Origin of the sequence: Rossellomorea sp. RS05 (genome assembly GCF_039822645.1) — a bacterium.
In the GTDB taxonomy this organism is placed as follows: Bacteria; Bacillota; Bacilli; order Bacillales; family Bacillaceae_B; genus Rossellomorea; species Rossellomorea marisflavi_B.
In genome coordinates this window covers 110,913-128,190 of the sequence record NZ_JBDKWY010000005.1, presented here as the reverse complement: position 1 = coordinate 128,190, position 17,278 = coordinate 110,913, and the positions used below count along the sequence as shown (strand labels likewise).

The following is a 17,278-nucleotide window of genomic DNA, read 5'->3' as shown; positions in this document are numbered from 1 at the left end:
TGCTTCTTATATGGACTTGGGTTCATACAATAGCTTCACAGTGGCTGCGGTGTACGGCGACACCGTCAGATGATTCGTAAAGGGTACAAGCTTGAAGAACCGGCTTTTAAGCGTGAACGCCGTCATACGGACGTTGTTATTGATTGTGACCTTCCGCTTGTTGAAGTCGATCACCAGGAGGTCTCCGACGACAAACCCATATTTCACTTCGACGAACTTCCCTGTCTCCTGGTGAGTCACCTTGAAGGAACTGGCTGCCGTCGTGAACTTCGCCGTAATGGTCGGCCAGTATTCCTCGGGGCCAAGATCGATGGCTTGGCCAATCAAAGCGATTTCTTTCCTGTTGCCATAAATAAACGGGTCCAGCATGGTGAGTTCGATTTCAAACTCGCCGTCTGTACCCGTCACATTTTGGATATCATATTCTCCTTCTTGTAGCGCCATCAGATAGTTGCCTGGGTACATATCCCGCACAACCTTATATTCATCACTATGGAAAAAGGTCTGATAGATTTCGTGTTTGAAAGAGTCCAATTCTTCCAGGCTTCCCTTTTCAAAGCTGAATCCTATCTGTACCTTCCTCACTCCGATTCTGGAAGAGATCAAACGGGCACCAGGAATTTGGGAGTGTTCGTATAGCGACCGTTCTGCATTCGGGGAAGAAATCCGGAAGAAGCTCACCCACAGTCCCTTTTCGTGCATGTTCACCTTACGACCATCCGAATACTCAATACTAAAATTAAATCGACTCTTCATCATTTAATCCTCGCTTTGAACCGCCGCGAATCGGCTTTCTTCTTCTGCGCTGTGTGCTTTTGAACCGGTTCCCACATGACTTCTCCAGCCTTTTTGCCATCGATGATGACATCACCGGCCGATACCTGCAGCTGTACCATCAGCTCTTGCGCTTTGTCTGCTACGTTTTTCGATGTCTGTTGGATTCGGTTCTGAGCGTCCGCGATCAGTGTCGCAATCCGTTTGGCATGAGAGCCTTCAAATGGGACGATGCCTTCCTCGACGTCGCCAAAACCGGCATTACCAGCCACCACAGGTCGGGTGAACACCCCACCGGTCTTATGCCAGTTGATTTTCGGATATTTGACGTCGAACCCTGCGATGTTTTTAATACCCGTTGAAATGCTGACTTTCGGGATGGAGGGCTTCGGTATCTTGAGCTTCAAGTCGGAAAAGGCGTTTTTGATTCGATCAATCGTATCGAGGACTGTTTGCTTCGCTGATGAAATCGGATCCGTTATGAATTTTTTAATACTGTCGAATTTTGACGAAACCGAATCCGATAGACTACTGATTTTTGATACTACGGATGTTTTCAATCCGCTGAACTTATTGACCACATAGCTGCGGATTGACTCTGCCACTCCACTTGCGGACTTGTATAAGGACTTGAATTTCGAGACCACTGATGAAGTGAAGCCGGACACCTTACTGACAACGGACGAAACCATTCCAACGAATTTATTGATTACATAGCTTCGAATAGATTCTGCCGTATTCGATATGTTGCTGAGTAAAGACTTGAATTTGTCAATCAAGGATTTATGGAAGTTCACGATCCTTGAAACAACGGTGGTAACCATCCCGACAAATTTCTGGACGACAAAGCTCCGCAACATTTCAGCGAGACCCTTCACCTTATTTAGTAGACCCTGAAACTTCGCTACCGTGGATGTGTACAGATTAACGATCAGGGTAACGATCTTGTCCTTCGCCATTTTGAAGATAGCCCCGATGAGGGTCCAAGTATTCTTGGCATTTTCGACAATGGTGTCCCAATTTTTGTATAGGAGGACGCCAATGGCGATTAGCGCCACGACTGCTGCGATTACAATCCCTACAACGCCGGCGACTGCTGCAAAGCTCGCACCAACCACCCCGGCTATTGTTGCGATTGCTGTGAATATGGGGCCTAAGACAGCTAAAATCCCCAACAACGTTCCTACTACGGCCACTATGGCCACTATGGTGGAGGTCAAGGTGGGGTTATCCGATGCCCAAGAGGCAATCTTTGTGACCACATTCGCGATGACTGTGAACAAAGGATCCAGGGCTCCCTTTAACTTCTGCGTTGCTTCGGAGAGCTTCTTCGCGGGCGTGTCATCGATCTTCTTGACCTTGTCCGCCAAGTTCTCCTGCTGCTTAGCCAAGTCAGCTGTGCCGTCTTTGGCATTCAGTAAAGTGTCGGCGATTTTAGATCCTTGGTCTTCCCACATGGTTCCGAACATCTTCGTCCCAAGCAAGTTGCGATCTGTCTCGTCTTTTACGCCTGTAAGTGCTTTTGTGGCTTCAAGCATTGCCTCCTGGCCCTTGTCACCACCTTTGGCGATGGCTGCACCCCATTCTTCAAACTTCTTTATACTAAGTCCGGCACCGTCAATGATTTCCCTTGTGGCTTTATCAGTACCGGCACCAAATTCGGCCATTTGAATTCGACCTTCTTTAATTCCATCCAAGAGGTTATCGATATTCCACGATTTCAGGTCGACCCCTGCTGCAAAGATGTTTTGGACCTCTTCTGCCTCGTAGCCGGCCATTTGTAGCTGCGTACCGTATTCGGCGATGATATCCAACTGTTCAGGGGGGAAGCCTCCTTGAAGTAAGGCATCCACAAGACCAAGAGCTTCATTGTTGGATATTTTAAGAGCCGAGCCAATTTCATTCGTCTCCTGAATCAGCTCATTAAAATCGATACCTGCGTATATCTTGCTGATCGTGGCTGCACCTTTGATGACTGCCTCGTTTGTGGTATCGCTCGACTTCTTGTTGAGAGCCCATTGTCTTCTGACCCCTTCCAAGGCGGCTTCCGCATCGATTCCATAAGACTCAACATTCCTGACTAACTTGTAGATGTCCTTCTTGGCGCTCTCTGGCACTTCAAAGGTCAAATCAATCTTGGCTTTCAGGTCTGCGGCATCAATGGACTGCCCGATGGCCGCCCCGATGCCAAGGCCAGCAGCCAATCCTCCGGCTAATCCGCCAATCTCGGACCCGAGCCCTTTAACAGAACCCTTTGCCTCATCCGCGCTCTTTCCGAGCTTATCCAAGTCCTTTCGGATCGACTTAATGGAAGACCCGTCATCCAGCTTGGCCAATATCTTCTTGACCTGGTGAATATCTGCTTCGGTTCCTACTGCGCTCTTTGATACCTTCCGGAAGGCGTATTCCAATTGTTTCGTGGAGGCCGTTCCCTTATCGATAGCTTGAGCAATTTCAGGACCGAGCGCCTGGGCCAAATCCTCCGTAGACGTTTCCGTCACTTCCATGATCCGTTTAATGTCTTGCATGGCCTTCTTATAGCGCATTTGTTCATTTTTGGTCGACGTCAATTGATTTTCTAGCTTCTGTTGGGTGGTTTGATACCCAAGAAGTACATCATTTAACTTTCGGGCCTCATTGGAGTTTTCCCCATAGGCTGCCTTTGCTTTGGCCAATTGGCTCGCCGTAGCTTTTACTTTGTCCCCAGCTAACTGGTGTTGCTTGGTAAGGTGAGAGAGCTTTGCTTCAAATCGCTCCGAAGTTGTGCCATTTGCTTTCAGCTGCTCTTCCTGGAGCTTGAATTCTTTTCTGAGCGTCGCAGATTCCTTGCTGATTTTGTCTATGCCTTCGTTGAATTCCTTATTGAAGATACTGAACTTAACCTTTACTTCCGGTTGTCTTGCCATCTATTCACCAACTTACTTCGTATAAGGGTTCGCCTGCCAACTGTCGAAGGCCGCTTTCCCTTCGTAGATTCGTTCAACCGAGGCATAAGGGAAGTGCCAGAATACGTCGTCTGAAATACCAAACACTAAACAATAGAGGACGTATCGATCCTCTACCGTTTCGATTTTGATTTCTGGTGGTTTCGGTTGCCCTTTTTCGGTTTTTTTTTCGTGCTATTTTCCAATGCCTTAGCGAATTGATTCGTGTCTTTCTGAGCCAGGTCGGAAATCAGTTCCGCATAGGTCTCAATGATCGTTTCCGTGTCTTCGTGATAACGTTCGGCGAACTCATCAAAGGAGTACGGGAACCCTTTCTTTAACCCGGCACATGCCAAGAAAATGACTTTGAGGCACTCCGTTGTGTCCAATCGCTCCATCGCTTCCGCTGCTTGATCTGGATTATCTTCCACATCCTGAAGCTTCTGCAGGTGCATAATATCTGCGAGGAGTGATCCCTTGATTAAGCCGCGGTCTTGACCGACTTTCAGGGAATAGTTTGTGAGCATTGCAGGGTATTTTTCGGTGTCGATATATTTCTCTTTGTAAATCCCGTCTTCTTCGTACACTTGTAACGTCTTGAGAACGATTGTTTGAATGGCCATGGCCTCTTCCTCCTGTTCCATATAAAAAGAGCAGGGAGTTTCCCCTGCTCCGATTTACACTTCTGGTGTTGATTCAACCAATGATCGATCAAATTCCGTGTGCCATTTTGTAGCAACTGTCGTATCTTCTAGCTCACTGACGAATGCCTCATAGTAAATCTCTCTCATTGCATCCGGGTAAGCCGTCAGCTGCACTTCCATAAGAGCCACTTCGTCCGCCCCGTTTTCAATGGTGAAGGTGAAACCTGTGGCACTCACGCATTTCGGGAACGCGATCAGCTTGGTCACATCCTCGAATTCATCGATAACATCTGCTGTGAAGACAAATTCCATTCCTTTTGAATCTTGCCCGTACTTGTAAATTCCAGGCTTTAGTCCATTTGAGGAAATGCCGAAGATCTTGCGGATGACGGACGTCCGGATGTGGGCCGAGACAGTAAGGTCCATCTTTTCTGGCTTGGTTCTTTTGGCCACCTCTTGCCCTTCTTCTGTCTTGATCAATTCCTTAAGGGTGGTTTCTCCCTCAACGGAACCAAGGCTACCAAACTTCTCGCCTGTCTTTTTTGTCCCGCCTTCATAAAATTGCACACTGGCATTTGTGATGCGCACTGGCGCAAACTGTTCAACAACTGTCGGCATATTTACAACTCCTTTGTAATTCGTTCTTCTATGGCCCTGCCTAGTTCATCCAGGACCGGATTGGTGGCTCTATATAAACCGGTTTCCATGAACCGTTGTTCTAAAGGGTTCGAGGGGCCCCGCCCTTCATTCGGGAAGACAAGGTACCCGAAGCTACCGCGCTTGTTCGCCGCTCCGCCTGCTGCCTTCACAACAAACTCCAGATTGCCTTCTTCAGCCCTTGACCAGGTACTCAACTTGGCATGGCGCTTCTGTCGTTTAGAAATCGGCATCTCCTTGGTGATATCCCGGACGACTTTTTTCACTCCAAAGGTATGCAGCACTTCATTAATGGTCTTCTCGGCCTGGTCGCCGAGCTGGGAAATCTTTTGAAGGAGACGATCAACATCCTTATAGTCAATTTGAAATCGGGCTGACATACTTGATCATCCTCGTGAAAATCAGCGTGACACGATCCACAAATTCGGACGTATCTGCTTTTTGAATTCTCTCTTTCGTTGTCCGTTGAAAATCAACCGCTTTGACGCCTTCAACTAACGAAATGATGTCCAGGCTGGTTTCATCCAACTCGTCATTTCCTTCGCTGATGTAAACGACGTAGACGTCCTGTGAAAGTCCATTTCTGGTTGCTCGTTGCTTTTCCGTCCGGCTGATATCTCCATAGACAATGAGAAAGTAGTTATGGTCCTCCGGGATCTCATCTTCATTGATGTTATCCTGGAACCCGGGAAGACCAAAATGATCCTTTAAAACCGTGAGTATGGACTTGTTTTGTCCTTTGATGATTTCTTTGGCGCGTTCATTCATGAACCGCACCCACCTTCTGCAGATAGAAGAACAAATACCTTCTACCTGGATCCGTATCAACCTCGATAACGTCGTACTCATTGGATTCGATAACGACCTTCAACTTCGACTTGGATATAGTCTTGAAGGACGGAGGGGCCAACGTTTTAATCTTTCGATCAAGCTTGGAATCTAGGACTCCCGCAAGCTCGTAATCTCGATCACGGCAACTCAATTCCTTGTACGCCAATTTCCCAACCGGCGAGAACGACTTGCCTACCGCTTTGCCACTTTCAGAACGGGCTGTTTTGGAAAACCCGTACTGCATAAACCCATCGTTAAATGTTTCGCGATAAGGTTTCATCATCTATAACACGCGCCTTCCTGTACGCATTGACCGCTTCCTTTAGGATGAAACGAGATAGCTCTCTTTCGAAGTTCACCTCGAACTCGTCCGTCGCACTGTTGTGCTGATACCGGCAGCGCTCGAGTAGCAATTCCCTTGCGCGGATATTCGCTGAAAAATCAAGCGACGTACCCGTTAATTCTTCCAGGTAAGCCGCTGATTTAGTGATGTGGTTTTGCAACCTTCGATTGGTATCTTCGTCTTCCCATGTGATGAGGAGATCATCCTGGAGTTCTTTTAGAAGAGAAGCCCTTGTGCTCTCATCAATACTGTTCATAGCGTTACTCGCCCTTATAGAGTTTGATCAGCTCAGGTCTTGTGGCCGAAGCCTTGTATGAAATCTTTTTCTCATCGAGAAGTTCTTTCAAGGCTTTCGCACCCAATGCCTCCAGCTGCTCGTCCGTGTAGACGGCTGGTTTAACCTCTTCGGCCGGCTCCGCCTCCAATGGCTCTGGAGCAAGGAACGCTCGCTTATACTTCGGGTGGACGGCCTGGAGCTCGGAAATCCGCTCCGGGGTCTCTTCCAGCCCTTGAAGAGGGTAGATATCGCCCTTTTCGTAAAGGGTTTTGGTTTTGGTATCAGTGAAATCGTTAATCACCTTATATGGCATGTTCGTTCATCCTTTCTATTTAGACTTCTGGCGTAGCTTCTACTTCCCCAATTTGTGAGATATCGAAGACCGTGAATGAATCTGGATCCAACGGGCGGCCATTAGCCAATTGACGAACGAGGTACAAGCGTTGATCTTCAATCATTCGAAGAATATCGGTTGTCTCGAGTTTTTGTTCTACGCCAACTCCCATGAAGTAGTCTTTTGGTTTTCCAGAGATCATCTGTCCGAGCTTCACTGCTGGTGATTGGATGATTTCCAATCCTGGTACGGCAAAATTATCATAGGTCCAGCTACCGTCATCCTTTTGCTTGGCACCCAATGGGAAGAAACGAATAGCATAGTCCATCGGATTAACGATAAGCGTGACGCCTGTGTATCGGCGCGTTCCTTCTTTTGTTGTCGGGGCTAGAATTTCCTTACCGATTGTCTTTGGAGTGAAATCCGCAAGCACTTTCGCCGCTTTTAAAGGATATACTCCACCTGTGGTTGAACCCTCTAAGTCCCGGGTCATCCCGATTGGTTTTTTGTTCCCGTCACCGTTGACGATGACATTTTCTAGTTCATCGGCGATGATCTCCGCCATGAACATACGAACGTAGCGATCCAACCACTGTGGGCCAAGTTCAAACATCGCTTTGGAAACAACCAAGAACCCGCTCAGTTTGTACATCCCTTGTTCAACAGTACGGAAGCCTTCATCCAGCATTTCTTGAATGGACGCCGTTACATCGCCCCAGAACGCAACCGGCTCCCCTGGCTTGCGAAGAACCCATGCCGTCTTGGCGCCGGTCTTCTGGAAATTCACTCTTGATAGAAGAGGATGTTCTTTTTCAAGGTCCTCAAAGACACGTTCGAAAACGGTCGGCGGAACAAGCTTGATGACTTCATCAAAGGACTCAGCCTCGATGGCTTCGTTGTAGAATTTCTTCTCTTCGCTTGTGAGGACACGGACGCCACGGGATGCAAGAACTTGATTATCCCACTGCTCGGAAGTGGCTTGCCTTGCGTCTTTGGTAACTTGGTTCATCATGTCCTGTACTCGGGCCATGTTGTTCTCAAAATTGGCTACAATACTTGCAGCAACTGCTTCGGGATCGCCTGTTTCAAAAGCCTGTTGCATGGCTTTCACTTGCTCTTCTTTGTTTTGGACAATTGGGTCATCCGGATTTTTGATTCCGGCAAAAAATTGAATATTCAATGGTAAAAGGTTCAGCTTTGATTTCATAGATTGTTGCCCTCCAAATGGTTTCATAATAAAAAGCGCTACTCTGAGCGCTTGAATCGATTCAATATTGATGGTGCTGGGTTTTGGGATGGTGCGGGTTTGCGATTCCGGATTTTATCCAGGATGGCATTTTTCACTTCCTCCGGATCCGCCGGATTGGTGTCCTCTTCGCTAACGTTATCCGCGAACCCCGCATCGATGGCTTCCTCTGCGGTGAACCACGTTTCGTTCGTGATCATGGTCTCGATATCGACCCGCTCGCCCGTGAACTTCGTCATATAGATGTTGCCGATGGATTGATCTATCTTTTCCAATGCGTTCAACGTCTTTTGGATATCCCCTTTATTCCCCCAGGCTATTGTAGATCCTTCGTGAATCATCAGCATAGATCCCACGTTCATAACGACCTTGTCCCCTGCCATAGCAATAAGGGAGGCAGCACTTGCAGCAATGCCATCTACATGGGTCGTGATGGAGGCTTTATGGTCCTTTAATGTGTGATAGATCGCAATTCCATCAAAGACATCCCCTCCATAGCTATTAATGTGAACATCAATATGATTAGAGTCGATTCCGTTGAGGGCATTCTCCACTTCACTTGCGGTGACGTAATCACCCCACATAGATTCACCGATATCGCCATAGATTGTTAGCTTATGCGTATCGGCATTGATAGCCTCTGCCTTGAACACTCGCCCAATCGCAGGCTTGTTATTGAATTTTTCGTTCTTAAACCGCTTCATTTTCATTCTCTTCACCTCCTTCCAGGTTCTCTGCATCTTGATAGTTTTTCGTGACAAAACGTTTCTTCGACCACGGAGTGTTAAGAGGTTCTTTACCTAGGAGCTCTAGAATGTCGTCGATGCATAGGCCGCCGACCGCAAAGAGCTTGTCCACCGCGTTCGCCAACTGAACGATGTCCACGACTTTGATCTGTGACGTGTCGACCTTGATATAGCTGCGCTCCAGGAATTGCTCTTTATCATAGAACTTCCTATTCAGCTCCGTCTGGATCAGCTTAACCAGTGGCAATATGCAGAACATCAGGAAGCTATCAATTTGCTTTTCAATATCAGATACGTCTCCTTTGATGATGCCCCTGGGAACATGCAGGCTCATGGCCACGAAATCAGTCACATCATTTACCAGATCCCGAATATCTCGGCTCGTCCCGAAGTTACCGGTGCTTTTTTGTCCGTCACTCATATCTTCCATAGTGAGGTCTTTGGAGAAATGAAATGCTGACCCTTCCTTGTCAGGATTGAACCAATCCTTTAGCTGCGCCTCCAAAAGTGCATTGGTCTCTTCTTGCTCTTTCTCCGTCAAACCCCTTAAATAATCGCCCTTCATCGCATACCTTTTGTTGTTTTTTCGCTTATAGTAATTGATTCCGGATGCCAAGAGCTTCCCATAGTCTTCATATAAGCTATCAATGACCTTTATGATGTTATGATCGTTGAGCTTGAAGTAAAAGACATCTTCCTCGTAGAACGTCTTATCAAATTTAAAGTCGCCTACCTGAACATTCTTATATGAGTTTGGCTTCACCGCGTACACAGTACGAGCAAAAGAATCAGCAATGATCAATTCTTCGCCTTGTTGAAGGACCAGGCATTCGTTGTCATTGATCAAGTGCGTCACGACACTATGGAAAAACTCCGTGGCATTCTGATTTTGATTGGGTGCCACATTCAGCGTGTAATGGAGGCTTCCTTTGGTTTCCTTGCCCTTATTAAATGTCGTGAATTCACATCTAGAAAGGGCACTGGCTATGATATTTGTACAGGTATCTATGGCCAGCCTCTTGTAATGGACCTTTGCTGCCAACTCAAAAAAGTCAGCGTCTAAAGCGATCGTGCTACTGTCTTTAAACCAGGAACTGAACCAATCTAATATTTTCAAATTTTTCTCACCTCCTTACACAGAGAAGGCCCTGAACATGTTTTTGATCCGGTCCATGGTCATTGGCTCTGAATCCTCAAGCTCTGCATCATGTTGCAGGGCGTGAAGGAATGCAAAAAAGCCATCAGTCTTTCTCAGCCGTGGCTCGATCTTTTCGTATGTGATGTTTCCTTTGCTATCACGCTTGATGTAGACGTTATTTGTATACCACCGCATCATCAGGTCATCTTCATCAAAGATCACATTCTCATATGCAAAGAGGTCCTCAATGATTGGCTGCAGCTGCGTATGCGTCTTGCTACCACTCCTGGCAATGATGAATTCATCAAACCCGGCTTTCTCAAATTCTTCTCTCAAGTAATTGATCCGGTACATATCGGCGGTGATGAACTTAATGTCATGAACCTTCGCTTGTTCAAGGAACCACTCAACGAGATATTCTGGTTTGTTGGTTTCTTCTTTAATAATCGTAACCAGACCGCGTTCAATGGCCTCTTCAATGTTTACCTTGTAATTGTTCAAGAGCAAAGACTTGTGATTGATGAATGTATGCTGCTTGAAGTATTTTTTCTTCCCGAGCTTGAAGTACAGACCCACGACGGCGAAATCTTGCGTGTCAGAGTAGTCTATGGAGCCAATGCAGGCCGAACGCTTGAACTCGGGGAAGTTATGCTTTGTGGCGGCCAAGATTTTCTCCCATTCAGCGACAAGATCGTAGGCATCCTGTGAAGGGATGTTCATTCTCTTTGTCATAAACTCAAGTTTAGCCGACTTACGGTGCTCCATATTCCGGTACTCTGTTTCCATCTCCAATTTAAGATGAGGAAAGTACATGATGGAGGGGTTGGCTTTCTCCCACTTGGAGAAGTCGTGAACCTCTTCCGGATCATCGAGCTTACATATGAACGGGAAGAGCCTGCTCCCTTTAATCTCACCATTCAGGACCATCTTGGCCTCTTCCTTCATCTGATCAAGGAATCCGCCACGGATATTGCCATCTGTTGTGATATAAAAGCGCCTGGCTCGTGGTACTTTACCGAGGGCCGAGGTGAAGACTTTTATGTTCTCCTCATCTTCATAGGCGTGGACCTCATCGAAGATGATACATCCTGGTCTCAGTCCATCCTTCGTTTTTGCATTGTTCGTAAAGTATTCGAGCTTTGACTTGGTTTTCTTAAATCCAATTACTTTAAGAGTCCGCCTAAACTTCTTCTCTAATTTTCTCCAGTGACTGTCCAGTGCTTCCCAGACGTCCATAAATGAAGTCTTTGCTTGCTTCTCGCTAGTGGCCACAATAGCAACATCATAATTACGAATCTTTTGTCGTGAGATCAGATAAAACGAGAGGGCAGCTATAAATCCGTTTTTTCCTGCGCCCCGGCCCATCATTAAAAAAAACTCATTGAAGACCAATGAGCCATCTTTCTTATAGGTCATCCCTACGACGAATGCTGTAATGAATTTTTGCCAAGGAAGCAACAGGAAGGGGAAGTATCTCTCAATTGCCTTAATGGCCCGATCTATCTCTTCATGATCTATGTGAATAAGTTCTTTTTCATCATGAAGCTTCCCTTTAAGATAGGCTACTAATTGCTTTACTTCTTTCGAAGCGACAATATGGCCACTTTCAACTTGTTTAAAGTAATGATCAATATGTTTGTTGTATTGAATCTTACCAGTCGTCATCGTCGTCATCACCATCAAAGTTCGCGGCAGCTTTGAGTCCTAGCTCCGACAAAATCTTTAACATTTGAGCATTGGTTTTGTTCAGGTCATTTATGGCTGGGTTTGACTTTGGACCATGCATTCCAGCAACCTTTGGACCTTCCTTTTCGATATCTTCTATCAGTGAATTTGTTAAATCCCACATCGATAGGTACACCTGAACCAAGTCAAAAAAGTGCTCACCAGATATTTCTCTTTCATTAAGTTGATCAAGCAAATCTGCTTCAATTCTTTTTCTCTGGGCTTGGCTCGTTTTCCTGGCCATCTTATCACCTCCTCGTAGAACATTTTCCATTCATTTCCCAATATTTACTCATGAGAGCATCAGAAATTTAATTAATCGTCACCCTCCCCCGTTGTAGACCCTCCCAAGTAATTCGCCAAAATTTTTGACCGGGGGGCATTTCATCCCTTCACCACCTCTCTTCATTTATAAATTCCTTCTCCTTTTTCCTGAACCGCTCCAGCTTCTCCGGGTGAAGCTCATTGTGACAACGAATGCACACCGCTTCTAAGTTCTCATCATCATAAGCGAACTCCGGAAAGTCCTTGAGCTCCTTAATGTGATGCACGTTTCGAGCCCTTGCGTACTTTCCCCTGCGCTTGTGGATTTGACATTCATTGTTGTCCCGCTTCAGGATCTGTTTGCTCTTCCTTCGCCACGCTCCTCGGTTATAGAACTTATCAATGCGATCATTGGCGATGAGCAACCTGATTTCTTCTGTCATCATTTTAGAGCACTCCTTGCAACAGCCTTGATTGGTCTGTGCCTGTTCACAGGCCGCTTTCTCTCTGGAAGAAGGATATCCCACCCTTTCCTTGCAACAAGCCGGCTCCCCGCTTTTCCGAATTGCTCCTTAACGGTGATGCAGAATTTCTTCATCCGTCTGAACACTGCTGCTGCCTCCTTCTTTAGGTACTCAATGAATCTACTTAACTCGTTCAGAAATGCCCTCCTGCTCTCTTCATTCATGGCGCTTCCTCCTTTTATGGCAACAAAAAAAGCACCCTCGAAAGGATGCTCCCCGCAACTCACGCTACAGGATGAGTTGCATGTGTTTGGTATTCCTCAAAGTCCGCTTTCTTTACTCTGAATCTATGTTTGCAGATCAGACACCTCATGATAACGATATTGTCCTTTTTAATTTTCCTGTTGAACACCCAGGCAGCGCTAAGGCCGATGATGCCACCTAACCATCCGATGATCGGGATAATCAGCACCACGCAGGAATAAATAACGAGGAACTTCATGATCTTGCTCCGTCTTGCTTTATCGTTTGAACACTGTGGACATTTGACTGATTTATATCCTTCCAATTTCTCACTCCCTAAGTAGACTCTTTTTGCATTAACGAACAACTGCTATGTAAAACCCTTAAACCCAACCCTTTACTTCATATTCAGCTATTTTTTTTCTCAAAGCTCTTCCGCATTCTTCTAAATCCACATCGTTTTTAGCAACCTTATTGTAATGTTCTTTAGTTAAAGTAGAAATAATTACACGGGCTTCATAACTATTTTCAGCCGCATGTTCAATGTATCCCATTATTTGCTCAGCTACCCAAATTGTACTCTTAATTATAGAGAGTATTTCAGGATTCACAGTTGATGCTTGGCTAACCAATTGTTTTGATACACCTGAAAGTACTTCTGCACTTTTGTATACGTCTTGGATAACATTGTTAAAGTCCATCTCATTTAGTGATTTTATACTTGTCTGGAGTCTTATATTTTTATGTAATAACTCCGAGAAAATCAAATTGTATATATTGTACTTTTCCTCTAACCTTTCTGCTTGTTGTTGACGCAAAGTCAAATTAACACCGCTTAGTGTTAGCAATCCAGATATTAGTCCTCCAATAATTGCTCCTATGAAAGCTATTATTGCTGTGAGCATTAATTCATTCAATTCAAAAATATAGTATACAAAACTAATCGCTAATGTAGAATAAACAATTATTAAAACTGTTAGTCCAATGTAACTTCTAATTTCACGTTTAATTTTCACAGTTATCACCATTTTAATTTTCATAATTAATAATATGTTTGCCCTATTATATATACTTTGTGTACCGCCTGTGATTGTACTGGATAAATTAAATAAATCATTTAAAGGAAGAAAGGCCCCTTCAGTTAATAGGAGCCTTTCTTTCTTGTTTCACTTTTCCTAAATTACTGTGCAAACTTTCTTTGAAACGAAAAGTTAAAAACTAAAGTTTTTTTTTAGAAAGTAGAGCGAAGTGTGCTCTGGCAGTTCTTTTTCTTTCTTTTTTACAATTTCCATTTCCTTAGAACCTAACTCATAAAGGTACATCTTGGCAATAGGTTTATTATTCGATATATATAATTGTATAGAAAGATTATCTTCTTTTATAAATGGAAATTGCTTAGTCCATTTCATCATATCTTCTTTCGTTTTATTAACAGCGGATTCGTTACTGGCTTCACTTCTAAAAAATAAATACCTGCTCACAAAAATATTAAGCGAGTATGCAATTAAGACCAGGAGTGGGAGTATTATAGCTAATAATACATTCCAAAGATTACTATCTAATAAAACACTTGTTATCGTTCCTAAAATTACAGAACAAGCCAGCCAACTAATAGGGAATAGATATAAAAAGACTGCTTTAAATGCCGTTGATTTATTAAATGGAAAGCCTATTCTCCATAGCTTGAAATAATACATTAAAGCCCAAAAAATAAACCAAAATACCATCAAACTCCCATGAATTAATATCCACGTTGGCATCTACTCACCTCTAATCTTTATCTTCCTCCCCTAAGATAAGTACAGTATCTCTAAGAGGTGGAGAGACGTTTTTCTGATCAGTTACAATTAACCTATGCTTATACTTAATAAAGTTTCCATCAACCGTAAAGCTACCAAAGAAAGTTCCATCCTTTTCTGTCAAATCAAGAATCTTATCCTTAATATTCTTTGCTTTGACTGCTTTTAGCCTAGCCGTTGGATTAGTTGTTATAATTTTTTCATTACCCCGTTCTGTTCTAAGTTCAAACGAAAATTTATACTTCTGTCCTTGTTTGAGAAGTTCTGTGGGTGGTCCACTGAAATAAAGTGAATATTTTTCAGAGAAGAATACTTCTACATTAAAAAATTCTGAGCTAAATCGAACACTTTTTACGTTGTCACCAACCACTTGATTTTGATCTATCTTGGTATACTTATTTTGAACGTTTTGTTCAATATTATACTCATTTATTTCTAGCTGGTTCAACTGAAATAGTGAATCCCAAATTAGCTTTGGAGTAACTGCAGAAGTAGTTTCTTCCCACATTAGCATCGGGATCTCACCTAAACTAAATTCTAAGGTTTGAATTTCTTCTTTCAGTTCAAAATCTGTAATTTCAGAGTAGAATTCTATTGTAACTTTTGAATTCTTGTTTCCTCGAAGCGTTTTAGTGGGTACTTTAATCTTATTTGTTTGCTCTGTAACTTCCTCCCATTTCACATTTTCCTCACTAAGACTATTTAAATCTTTTTCCTCTAATATTCTAAAGTGTGTCTTTGGTTTAACCCGTACACTCTGCCCAGTAAATTGAAGAAGAATTCCCTCTGGATCAACAAATAGCTCAGCTTTTGTTTTAGGTGGATTTTTCTCTATGCTAATAACTTTTGAAGAAGATTTAATTACGCGATCAAATATATCTCTCCCAAAAGCTTCAATGGTGTACTGACCTGATTCTAAATCAATCAACTCATTATTTTTGTATTTTCTTACATCTTTCCCGTCTATAGAAAAAAATAATTCATCTATAAATTCACCCTCATCTGATTCTATATATATAGTAACTGGCCCGGAATAGGCTTTGAGGTATGGAGTCTTTTTAGTATTTCCATGCGGTAAAATGTTCACATCTATCTTAGGAATTGGATGTTTCTTAACTGATTCTTTATCTTTTGGCGACATAATTTTTGGTTCAATATATTCACCCTGATACTCAAGAACTGAAGCATCAACCTTTTCTTTCCCAGGTATTCGTAATTTAGCGGATTTGTCCTTACTCACTGGGATAGTATCAAATCTCAATGATTTAGTACCTACTTCACTCTTGTCAAATACTTCTATAGATACTTGAGCAATACCTTCTTTATAAGCATTAATTTCAAATGCCAACTCTTCAGGTATATCTTGGGGGAAATATGCATATTTTGATTCACCAATATTAAAAAACTTCACTTTTTCACTAGAGGATAACTCACTAATTTCTGAGATACTAGTATCAAATACACCAGCGACATATTTACCTTCCTCATCAACTATCGTAGATTCTACCGGACACATTATCCTAGTCATAAAACCCGCCACTAAATTGTTGTTTTTAGGGGCAACATCACTATCATTAGTTATAATTCCCTTAGGTAAATCCTCTACTTGCCCATAACCTGTAGACCACTTGATAAACTCAGCAACATTAGGATAAGAGCATAAAGAAGAGTGCTCTCCTTTCACATAGTATAAATTTGCAGTATGAATTGGAACTGCGCTATGTAACGGAACTACACCATCTCCATTTTTAAATTCGGAGGGATTTTTATATTTTTTTAGTAATTCTCCAGCTTTACTAATTTTCTCAGGAACTCTATATAAAGTTGCTTGGTCATATCCAATTAGGCAATCATGCTGAATCTCCTCTGGCAGTTCAGCACTTAAAACCTTTTGTAGTGGATCTATATAGGTTTTCCAAACGTCTACAAATTCACTTTCTTCCTTGTCAGAATCATGCAAATTTTGAATCATTGTTTTAAAGCTACTAAATGCCATATCCATGCCATCTTTAGTAGCAATAAAATTCCCATCTGGATTGCGAAAGTAGGTTTCATTCGGCAATAACTGATATACAGAAGGATACATCCTAGCAATTTTACGGGTGGCTTTTGTGTTAGCGAACTGAAAGATATTAGTAAAATCTTCAAAGATACCTGGTTCACCGTATAATAAAGCTTTAAATGAATCAGGTGCACCATTCCAGGGAGTCCCTATAGTAACAAGTTTATTAACCTTGTCTGATAACCCTTCATCATTGATTTTAAGGAGAGCTGCTTTAGCTAACAATCCCCCCATACTATGAGCAACAACGGTAACTGATTCCCCTGTCGCTTCATACTCTCGCATAATAGTAGACACTAGCGAGTCTACATGGTCTAAAATTGATTTTCTCCAATCATATGGGAAAAGAGAAAATGAGCTCTCTCCAAATTCATCTAGGATTCCTTTGTATATATATTTGGTGAATTTTGTTGCCCCATATGGAGTTACATGCCTAATAATGGAATTTGCTTGCAATTCATTCTTAATATCTAATAAATCCATATCTTTTTCAGTAGAAGGAAACCATCTTTTATTGTCCCCTTCAAACAACTCACTTCCCTTAATTCCTGGAACAAATACAATCATAACTAATTTCCCCCTATAAGCATTTACACCCATATTACTACATTATTTTACAAAAAAGGTGTTTCAACCCGAAATTGTTATGAAAAAAATCCTTAGAATTTTGACATTAGTGTACTTAATAACCTAAAAAAAAGAACGAGACGTACAAAAAGCTCCCTCAATAAAAAGGAGCCCTCTTTGATATATTTCGTTAATACCATAATAGCACGGTCAGGATGAAATGCTTTGCCAACTAATTGC

Annotated in this window: 19 protein-coding genes; all 19 read right to left on the bottom strand. The window is 43.1% G+C overall.

All coding sequences use genetic code 11. The features are described 5' to 3' along the window. Positions 1 to 6: 6 nt before the first annotated feature. Positions 7 to 756 carry a phage distal tail protein gene (locus ABJ225_RS14310; RefSeq protein ID WP_347320863.1) on the bottom strand — a complete coding sequence of 250 codons (750 nt, stop codon included), beginning with the start codon at positions 754 to 756 and terminating at the stop codon, positions 7 to 9. After that, positions 756 to 3,680 carry a phage tail tape measure protein gene (locus tag ABJ225_RS14305; protein WP_347320862.1) on the bottom strand — a complete coding sequence of 975 codons (2,925 nt, stop codon included), beginning with the start codon at positions 3,678 to 3,680 and terminating at the stop codon, positions 756 to 758. Before ABJ225_RS14305 ends, ABJ225_RS14310 begins: the two co-directional genes overlap by 1 nt. A 152-nt stretch (positions 3,681 to 3,832) precedes the next feature. Further along, positions 3,833 to 4,321, bottom strand: coding sequence for a hypothetical protein (locus ABJ225_RS14300; protein ID WP_347320861.1), 489 nt, complete (start codon positions 4,319 to 4,321; stop codon positions 3,833 to 3,835). A 54-nt stretch (positions 4,322 to 4,375) separates the two neighbouring features. Next, positions 4,376 to 4,909 (bottom strand): phage tail protein, encoded by a 534-nt coding sequence (locus ABJ225_RS14295; protein ID WP_481900628.1) that lies wholly within the window; start codon positions 4,907 to 4,909, stop codon positions 4,376 to 4,378. Between the two features lie 53 nt (positions 4,910 to 4,962). After that, a complete protein-coding gene (locus ABJ225_RS14290; RefSeq protein WP_082824254.1) occupies positions 4,963 to 5,379 on the bottom strand; it encodes a hypothetical protein in 417 nt (138 codons plus the stop codon). After that, positions 5,357 to 5,767: a hypothetical protein gene (locus ABJ225_RS14285; protein ID WP_056540565.1), complete on the bottom strand. Its 411-nt coding sequence runs from the start codon at positions 5,765 to 5,767 to the stop codon at positions 5,357 to 5,359. The genes ABJ225_RS14290 and ABJ225_RS14285 overlap by 23 nt, the downstream gene beginning before the upstream one ends. Continuing rightward, positions 5,760 to 6,110, bottom strand: a complete 351-nt coding sequence (locus ABJ225_RS14280; RefSeq protein ID WP_347320859.1) for a head-tail adaptor protein — start codon at positions 6,108 to 6,110, stop codon at positions 5,760 to 5,762. Before ABJ225_RS14280 ends, ABJ225_RS14285 begins: the two co-directional genes overlap by 8 nt. Then, positions 6,085 to 6,429 carry a hypothetical protein gene (locus tag ABJ225_RS14275; RefSeq protein ID WP_347320858.1) on the bottom strand — a complete coding sequence of 115 codons (345 nt, stop codon included), beginning with the start codon at positions 6,427 to 6,429 and terminating at the stop codon, positions 6,085 to 6,087. The genes ABJ225_RS14280 and ABJ225_RS14275 overlap by 26 nt, the downstream gene beginning before the upstream one ends. 4 nt (positions 6,430 to 6,433) lie before the next feature. After that, positions 6,434 to 6,763: a hypothetical protein gene (locus ABJ225_RS14270; protein WP_347320857.1), complete on the bottom strand. Its 330-nt coding sequence runs from the start codon at positions 6,761 to 6,763 to the stop codon at positions 6,434 to 6,436. Between the two features lie 19 nt (positions 6,764 to 6,782). Beyond that, the gene (locus ABJ225_RS14265; RefSeq protein ID WP_347320856.1) at positions 6,783 to 7,991 is read right to left on the bottom strand and encodes a phage major capsid protein; all 1,209 of its coding nucleotides are present in this window, start codon (positions 7,989 to 7,991) and stop codon (positions 6,783 to 6,785) included. Positions 7,992 to 8,029: 38 nt separating this feature from the next. Next, on the bottom strand, positions 8,030 to 8,740 hold the full coding sequence (locus tag ABJ225_RS14260) for a head maturation protease, ClpP-related (protein WP_347320855.1): 711 nt from the start codon (positions 8,738 to 8,740) through the stop codon (positions 8,030 to 8,032). Beyond that, positions 8,721 to 9,893: a phage portal protein gene (locus ABJ225_RS14255; RefSeq protein ID WP_347320854.1), complete on the bottom strand. Its 1,173-nt coding sequence runs from the start codon at positions 9,891 to 9,893 to the stop codon at positions 8,721 to 8,723. Before ABJ225_RS14255 ends, ABJ225_RS14260 begins: the two co-directional genes overlap by 20 nt. Before the next feature lie 15 nt (positions 9,894 to 9,908). Then, the gene (locus tag ABJ225_RS14250; protein ID WP_347320853.1) at positions 9,909 to 11,588 is read right to left on the bottom strand and encodes a terminase large subunit domain-containing protein; all 1,680 of its coding nucleotides are present in this window, start codon (positions 11,586 to 11,588) and stop codon (positions 9,909 to 9,911) included. Next, the gene (locus ABJ225_RS14245; protein WP_056540551.1) at positions 11,566 to 11,883 is read right to left on the bottom strand and encodes a P27 family phage terminase small subunit; all 318 of its coding nucleotides are present in this window, start codon (positions 11,881 to 11,883) and stop codon (positions 11,566 to 11,568) included. The genes ABJ225_RS14250 and ABJ225_RS14245 overlap by 23 nt, the downstream gene beginning before the upstream one ends. Positions 11,884 to 12,031: 148 nt before the next feature. Next, a complete protein-coding gene (locus ABJ225_RS14240; RefSeq protein WP_347320852.1) occupies positions 12,032 to 12,349 on the bottom strand; it encodes an HNH endonuclease in 318 nt (105 codons plus the stop codon). Further along, the gene (locus ABJ225_RS14235) at positions 12,346 to 12,591 is read right to left on the bottom strand and encodes a hypothetical protein (protein ID WP_347320851.1); all 246 of its coding nucleotides are present in this window, start codon (positions 12,589 to 12,591) and stop codon (positions 12,346 to 12,348) included. Before ABJ225_RS14235 ends, ABJ225_RS14240 begins: the two co-directional genes overlap by 4 nt. Positions 12,592 to 12,993: 402 nt before the next feature. Beyond that, positions 12,994 to 13,650 (bottom strand): hypothetical protein, encoded by a 657-nt coding sequence (locus tag ABJ225_RS14230; protein WP_347320850.1) that lies wholly within the window; start codon positions 13,648 to 13,650, stop codon positions 12,994 to 12,996. A 171-nt stretch (positions 13,651 to 13,821) separates the two neighbouring features. Continuing rightward, positions 13,822 to 14,370, bottom strand: a complete 549-nt coding sequence (locus ABJ225_RS14225) for a hypothetical protein (RefSeq protein WP_347320849.1) — start codon at positions 14,368 to 14,370, stop codon at positions 13,822 to 13,824. Positions 14,371 to 14,380: 10 nt separating this feature from the next. Further along, positions 14,381 to 17,038, bottom strand: a complete 2,658-nt coding sequence (locus ABJ225_RS14220) for a lipase/acyltransferase domain-containing protein (RefSeq protein ID WP_347320848.1) — start codon at positions 17,036 to 17,038, stop codon at positions 14,381 to 14,383. Positions 17,039 to 17,278: the final 240 nt, after the last annotated feature.